This is a genomic window from Rhizobacter sp. (assembly GCF_031412075.1).
Lineage (GTDB): Bacteria > Pseudomonadota > Gammaproteobacteria > Burkholderiales > Burkholderiaceae_C > Rhizobacter.
The window spans coordinates 1-6244 of sequence record NZ_JANOCG010000565.1; the positions used below are offsets into that span (position 1 = coordinate 1).

Sequence of the window (6244 nt, forward strand, 5' to 3'; positions counted from 1 at the left end):
TGGAAAGACGGCAAGGCCAACGAAGGCCACTCCTGCGTGAAAGGCCGCTTTGCCTGGGGCTACGCCTCGCACAAGGACCGCATCACCACGCCGATGATCCGCAAGAAGATCACCGACCCGTGGCAAGAGGTGAGCTGGGACGTGGCGATCAACCACGCCGCCAGCGAGTTCAAGCGCCTGCAGGCCGAGCACGGGCGCGACTCCATTGGCGGCATCACCTCGTCACGCTGCACCAACGAAGAAACCTACCTGGTGCAAAAGCTGGTGCGCGCGGCCTTCGGCAACAACAACGTCGACACCTGCGCCCGTGTCTGCCACTCGCCGACCGGCTATGGCCTCGGCCAGACCTACGGCACCTCGGCCGGCACGCAGACCTTCAAGTCGGTGGAGAAGGCCGACGTCATCATGATCATCGGCGCCAACCCGACCGACGGGCACCCGGTGTTCGCGTCACGCATGAAGCGCCGTCTTCGTGAAGGTGCGCAGCTGATCGTGGTCGACCCGCGCCGCATCGACATCGTGAAGTCACCCCACATCCGCGCCGCGCACCACCTGCAATTGAAGCCCGGCACCAACGTCGCCATCATCAGCGCGTTGGGGCATGTGGTCGTCACCGAAGGCCTGGTCGACGAGGCCTATGTGGCCGAGCGCTGCGACCCGAAATCGTTCAACGAATGGCGCGAGTTCGTCGCCCGGCCTGAGAACTCGCCCGAGTTGATGGAAGAGGTGACCGGTGTGCCCGCCGCCGAGGTGCGCGCCGCAGCGCGGCTGTATGCGCGCAAGGGCAACTCCGCCATCTACTACGGCCTGGGCGTCACCGAGCACAGCCAGGGCTCGACCATGGTGATGGGCATCGCCAACCTCGCCATGGCCACCGGCAACGTGGGCCGCGAAGGTGTGGGCGTGAACCCGCTGCGCGGCCAGAACAACGTGCAGGGCGCCTGCGACATGGGCTCCTTCCCGCACGAACTGCCGGGCTACCGCCATGTGTCCGACAGCACCGTGCGCGCCTCGTTCGAAAGCGTGTGGGGCGTGACGATCCAGCCCGAGCCGGGCCTGCGCATCCCCAACATGTTCGACGCCGCGCTCACCGGCAGCTTCAAGGGCCTGTACTGCGAGGGTGAAGACATCGTCCAGAGCGACCCCAACACGCAGCACGTGGCCGAAGCGCTGATGGCGATGGAATGCATCGTGGTGCAAGACCTCTTCTTGAACGAGACCGCCAAGTACGCGCACGTGTTCTTGCCCGGATCGTCATTCCTGGAGAAAGACGGCACCTTCACCAACGCCGAGCGCCGCATCTCGCGCGTGCGCAAGGTGATGCCGCCGAAAGCGGGGCTGGCGGATTGGGAAGTCACGGTCAAGCTCAGCAACGCGCTGGGCTACCCGATGCACTACACCCACCCCTCGCAGATCATGGACGAGATCGCCGCGCTCACACCCACCTTCAAGGGCGTGAGCTTCACCAAGATCGAGCAGCTGGGCAGCGTGCAATGGCCCTGCAACGATGCCGCACCCGACGGCACACCCACCATGCACATCGACAAATTCGTGCGCGGCAAGGGCCGCTTCATCATCACCAAGTACGTGGCCACCGACGAGAAGATCACCCGCAAGTTCCCGCTGCTGCTGACCACCGGGCGCATCCTCTCGCAGTACAACGTGGGCGCGCAGACACGGCGCACGCCCAACGTGGAGTGGCACAGCGAAGACCGGCTCGAGATCCACCCGCACGACGCCGAAGACCGTGGCATCAAGCACGACGACTGGGTGGGCATTCAAAGCCGCGCCGGCGACACCGTGTTGCGTGCCACCGTCACTGACCGGGTGGCGCCGGGCGTGGTGTACACCACCTTCCACTTCCCCGAGTCGGGCGCCAACGTGATCACCACCGACAACTCCGACTGGGCCACCAACTGCCCCGAGTACAAGGTGACCGCAGTGCAGGTGATGCCGGTGATGCAGCCTTCGGCCTGGCAGCAGGAGCACAGCCGCTTCGACCGGCTGCAACAAGGCCTGCTGAACGCGGCGCACGAGGTGGGGGCCAAGTAGGCCATGCACATCGAGATCCTGATCAAGATGGCCAACCAGATTGGCGACTTCTTCGAGTCCATGCCCGACCCGGTGGAGGCCGAGGAAGGCATCGCCGTGCACATCAAGAAGTTCTGGGAGCCGCGCATGCGGCGCGAGCTGCTGGCCCACATCGACGGCCAGGCCGGCGCCGGCCTGCACCCGGCCGTGTTGCACGCCATCACCAGCCACCGCAGCGTGCTGGCGTGAGCCGCATGGAGCCCACCCGCGAGGTCTCGGTTCAGCGCGTGGGTACCACGCAGATGCAGAGCGATCGCATCGCCGCCGAGGTGCCGGTGGCCCTGGTCTTCAACGGCATCTCGCATGCCGTGATGATGGCCACGCCGGCCGACCTGGAGGCCTTTGCCCTCGGCTTCGCGTTGTCGGAAGGCCTGCTCGCGTCACGCGATGAGTGTCGTGGCGTCGACGTCATCGAGGTCAGCGACGGTGTGGAGGTTCAGCTCGAAGTCGGGTCTGCCGCTGCTGCGCGACTGCAGGAACTGCGCCGCAGCCTGGTCGGTCGCACCGGCTGCGGGGTGTGCGGCATCGACAGCCTGAAGCGGCTCGACCTGGTGCCTGAATTGCTGAACGTCCCCGCCTGGCTCGAGCAACTGCCCGCGACAACCGTGTTGCGCGCCTTCGCCCAATTGCCCTCGCGGCAACCGCTGAACGCCCTCACCGGGGCGCACCACGCCGCCGCCTGGGCCACACCCGAAGGCGACATCACCACCGTGATGGAAGACGTGGGCCGACACAACGCCCTCGACAAGCTGCTCGGCCGGAGGGCGCTCGACAAGCAAAATTTCGACGATGGCTTCGTCGTGATGTCGAGCCGCGCGAGCTACGAGCTGGTGCGCAAGTGCGCGCGCATGGGCGTGCCCCTGCTCGCCACCATTTCGGCACCGACCACGCTGGCGGTCGACATCGCCCGCCAGGCGGGCATGCAGCTCTACGGCTTTTGCCGAGGTGAGCAGGCGGTGCGCTACGCGCCTTGATGCCCTTCGAGGTCAGACCGAATCCGCGCTCGGGAAGACTGCGATCAAGAAGCCTTGGCCGGCAGGGAGAACGACATGTGCAAGTCGGGGGGCGGTTGCCACACCCGTTGGATCGCGTGGCAGCTAAATCGCGCAACTCCGAAAGCCGCTGAACACATCGTCCCGATGAGGCATCAAGAAGCGCCTGAACTTCGGGTTGCGCATGCGTTCGCGTGTGGCGAACGACGCGCCGCGCAAGACCTTGTGCGCACCAAACGCGGGCTGCGAATAGCTGCGGTCGGGGCCCGGCGTGAAACCCGGGTAGGGGCGGAAACTCCCCGCCGTCCACTCCCACACCTGGCCAAAGCGCAGCCCACGTGAAGGGCCGGTGTGTGCCGCCAGCTCCCACTCCAGCTCGGTGGGCAGGCGCCGGCCGGCCCAGCGGCACCAGGCGTCGGCTTCGTACCAGCTCACATGCATGGCGGGCTGGCTCATCGGCACGCGGGTGAGCTTGCCGAAGCGCTGCAGCATCACGCTCTGGCGCATCTGGTCCACATGGCGCGGCGTGCGCCGGCCTTCTTGTTGCACCCAGGCCCAGCCTTCAGACGACCACTGCGACACGTCGTCATACCCACCGTCTTCGACGAACTCGCAGTACTGCGCCCAGGTGACGGGCTGCGCATCGATCTCGAACTCGGGCACGACGTGCTCGTGCGCCGGGCGTTCGTTGTCGAAGGCAAAACCATGCGGCCCGGTGCCCAGCGACCAGCGTGTGGCCGGGAACAAGAGCGGCCCGCGCGTGGCCAGCGTGCCGAGCAAAGGCAGCAAGCCGGCGTCGAAGCCCAGCGTTTGCGACATTTCGGCAAACGCCTCGCACTGCATGTCTTCACGAAACAGCGCCAGGCGATAAAAGTACATGGCGTCGTCTTCTTCGGGCGTGTGCTCCAGCAGCTCCAGCGTGGTTTCGAGCGTGTCGGCCAGGTACTGGCGTGTGGCCTGCGCGTGCGGCAATTGCAGCTGCCAGCGGGCGCCGTGGGGGGCGAGCGTCGGGTCGTACCACTCGTCGGAGAAGGGGTCGATGGACGCGAGCCGCAGCGAGGCCGGGTCGGCGAGTGCGCCGCGTTGACGCTGCACGTTGCGCGAGATCCAGTACTCCTGGAACCAACCGAGGTGGCCAAGCGACCACAGCGGCGGGTTCAGCTCCGGCTGCATCGGAACACCCAGCGGTGGCTCGGTCAGCGCAGCTTCGAGGGCGCTCATCCAGCGAAGGGTGTGGTTGCGCGCGTCCATCAATGCGAGCGACAGCAAGCCCTTGCCGGCACGCCGCATCTGCGACGACTCAATGGGGGCGGCTTCGAAGTCGAGCACGTGGGTGGTCAGGGGTTGGGTGCAGTGTAGGCCGCGGCAAACTGGGGCAGCCCGTCGTCGATGCGCCACCAGTTCGCCTTGCTGGCCACGTAGCAGTGGGCAGCGGGCCGCACCGCCAGCGGCTCGTTGATGAGCCCCGCGCGGATGCGCAGCACCTCGGGCAGGTCATCACGCCGGCTGTAGAGGGGCGAGCCGCAGCGCTTGCAGAACGCACGCTTCTTGCCAGGCGACGACTCGTATTCGGTCACCAGCTCGGCGCCGCTGTCGAGATGAAATGCCGAGCGCGCCACCGGCGTGTTGGTGGCGAACACCGTGCCCTGCGCCTTGCGGCATTGCACGCAGTGGCACACCTGGATCGGCGCCAGCTCGCTGGTGATGCGGAACCTGATGCCCGAGCACAGGCAACTGGCGGTGTAGGTCATGGTCAGTGAGGGTCGATCAGGGTCTTTCGACTGTAGCGGATCGAACTTGAGCGGCGCGTCAGCTTGCAGCGTGACTTCGCTCGCCAGCCCTTCGACGGACGGGCCTTCGACAGGCTCAGTCTCTGCTCAGGGCGAACGGGGGGCGAGTTCAACCGAGCCTCCATATGCATTCCCGTTCGGGCTGAGCTTGTCGAAGCCAGCGCAGTTCACGGCGCACCCTTCGACGGGCGGAGGAAGGGTTCAAATCCATTTCCGTTCGGGCTGAGCCTGTCGAAGCCAGCGCCGTGCACGGCTCACGTTTCGACAGGTGGTGAGGTGCCGCTCAGTACCTCACGAGCACCCTGTACTTCAGCGTCGTGCTGCCACCGGCCGGCACCAACACCTTCCACTCGGCCGTGCCTGCGGCCACCTTGCTGTGCTTGATCGACTCCTCGAGCATGGTCCAGTCGCCCGGCACCGGCTCGCGCACGGTCACGGTCACCGCTTCGGTCTTGGCGTTGCGCAACACGATCTCGAAGGCGCTCTCGCCGACGTAGCTGGCCTTGTTGTTGGGCTCACGGCGGCGGAAGTCGGTTTGTTTCTTGTCGGCCGTCACGTCGAACGCGTCACCCAGCTTCAAACGCACTTTCTCGTTCTTGGGCGTGTGGTCGATGCGGTCTTCGCCGACGAACTGCGCGTTGCCCGCGCTGTCGCGCTTGTAGACACGCACCACGCCCTTGGGCAGCGGCTGACCGAGGCGCGAACTTTCGCGGTTGCTGAACTCGACAAACACACCCGCCTTCAGCTTCTGGCCGATGTCGCCCACGCTGGAACGGTAGTAGTAGTCGCTGCCTTGCAGCAGCAGCTCCTTGGTGACGGGCACGCGGCTCGCGTTGAGCAAGGCCACCTGCTTGGTCTGGTTGTCGGCCAGGGTGGTGGGCCGGTTCAGCGTGTACAGGTGGTACTCGAACAGGGCCTCCTGCGCCATGCCGCTCGGGGCGGGCGCGGCCGCCATGGTCACCATCTTTTCGGCACGCACTCGGCGCACCTCTTCTCGCACGCGGTTCACGTCGCCGGCCACCAGCTGCAGCTTGGCGTTGGGGTAGGCCGTGCCGCTGCGGTTGGTCAGCGTGACCCAGCCGTTCAGGTCGAGCGTGCTGTCGTCGGCGCTCAGCTCGGCCACGTAGTCTGCTTGCCACGCGAGACCGCTGGTGAGGTAAGACAACTCCAGAATCTGCGCACCCGCTCGCTTGCTTTGCAGCTCGGTGACGAGCGTGGGCCGGTCGCGCAGGTGGGGCGGCACGCCGTCGTAGACGATGCGGCCAGGGATGCCGGTCTCGATGCGGTCACCGATCTTCAGCACCACGCCGTTGCTCGCGCTCAGCACCTGCGCGACTTCGGTGGTCTCGGCGCCGGTGGCTGGGTTCGTCT

At 66.3% G+C, this 6244-nt stretch carries 6 protein-coding genes; 3 read left to right on the forward strand and 3 right to left on the reverse strand.

Features of this window, described 5'->3' with window-relative positions:
• The 3 genes from fdhF to fdhD form a co-directional block, all read left to right on the forward strand.
• Positions 1-2052, forward strand: a 2052-nt coding sequence (gene fdhF, locus RMO40_RS21015) for a formate dehydrogenase subunit alpha (protein ID WP_309725485.1), incomplete at its 5' end; no start/stop codon positions are given.
• A gap of 3 nt (positions 2053-2055) precedes the next feature.
• Positions 2056-2280 (forward strand): formate dehydrogenase subunit delta, encoded by a 225-nt coding sequence (locus tag RMO40_RS21020; protein ID WP_309725487.1) that lies wholly within the window; start codon positions 2056-2058, stop codon positions 2278-2280.
• A gap of 5 nt (positions 2281-2285) precedes the next feature.
• On the forward strand, positions 2286-3065 hold the full coding sequence (gene fdhD / locus RMO40_RS21025; RefSeq protein WP_309725489.1) for a formate dehydrogenase accessory sulfurtransferase FdhD: 780 nt from the start codon (positions 2286-2288) through the stop codon (positions 3063-3065).
• 123 nt (positions 3066-3188) lie between these two features.
• Here the strand turns inward: fdhD and senA are convergent, their stop codons facing one another.
• The 3 genes from senA to RMO40_RS21040 all read right to left on the reverse strand — a co-directional run.
• Positions 3189-4412 (reverse strand): selenoneine synthase SenA, encoded by a 1224-nt coding sequence (gene senA, locus RMO40_RS21030; RefSeq protein WP_309725491.1) that lies wholly within the window; start codon positions 4410-4412, stop codon positions 3189-3191.
• Positions 4413-4420: 8 nt separating this feature from the next.
• Positions 4421-4834 (reverse strand): GFA family protein, encoded by a 414-nt coding sequence (locus RMO40_RS21035; protein ID WP_309725493.1) that lies wholly within the window; start codon positions 4832-4834, stop codon positions 4421-4423.
• A 322-nt stretch (positions 4835-5156) separates the two neighbouring features.
• Positions 5157-6244 (reverse strand): DUF4139 domain-containing protein (locus RMO40_RS21040; protein WP_309725495.1); only part of this gene is annotated, 1088 nt, incomplete at its 5' end.

Excerpts from the sequence above, each read along its gene's own strand:
- RMO40_RS21020 (WP_309725487.1), top strand. The coding sequence starts at position 2,056 with ATGCACATCGAGATCCTGATCAAGATGGCCAACCAGATTGGCGACTTC.
- RMO40_RS21035 (WP_309725493.1), bottom strand. The coding sequence starts at position 4,834 with ATGACCTACACCGCCAGTTGCCTGTGCTCGGGCATCAGGTTCCGCATC.
- fdhD (WP_309725489.1), top strand. The coding sequence starts at position 2,286 with ATGGAGCCCACCCGCGAGGTCTCGGTTCAGCGCGTGGGTACCACGCAG.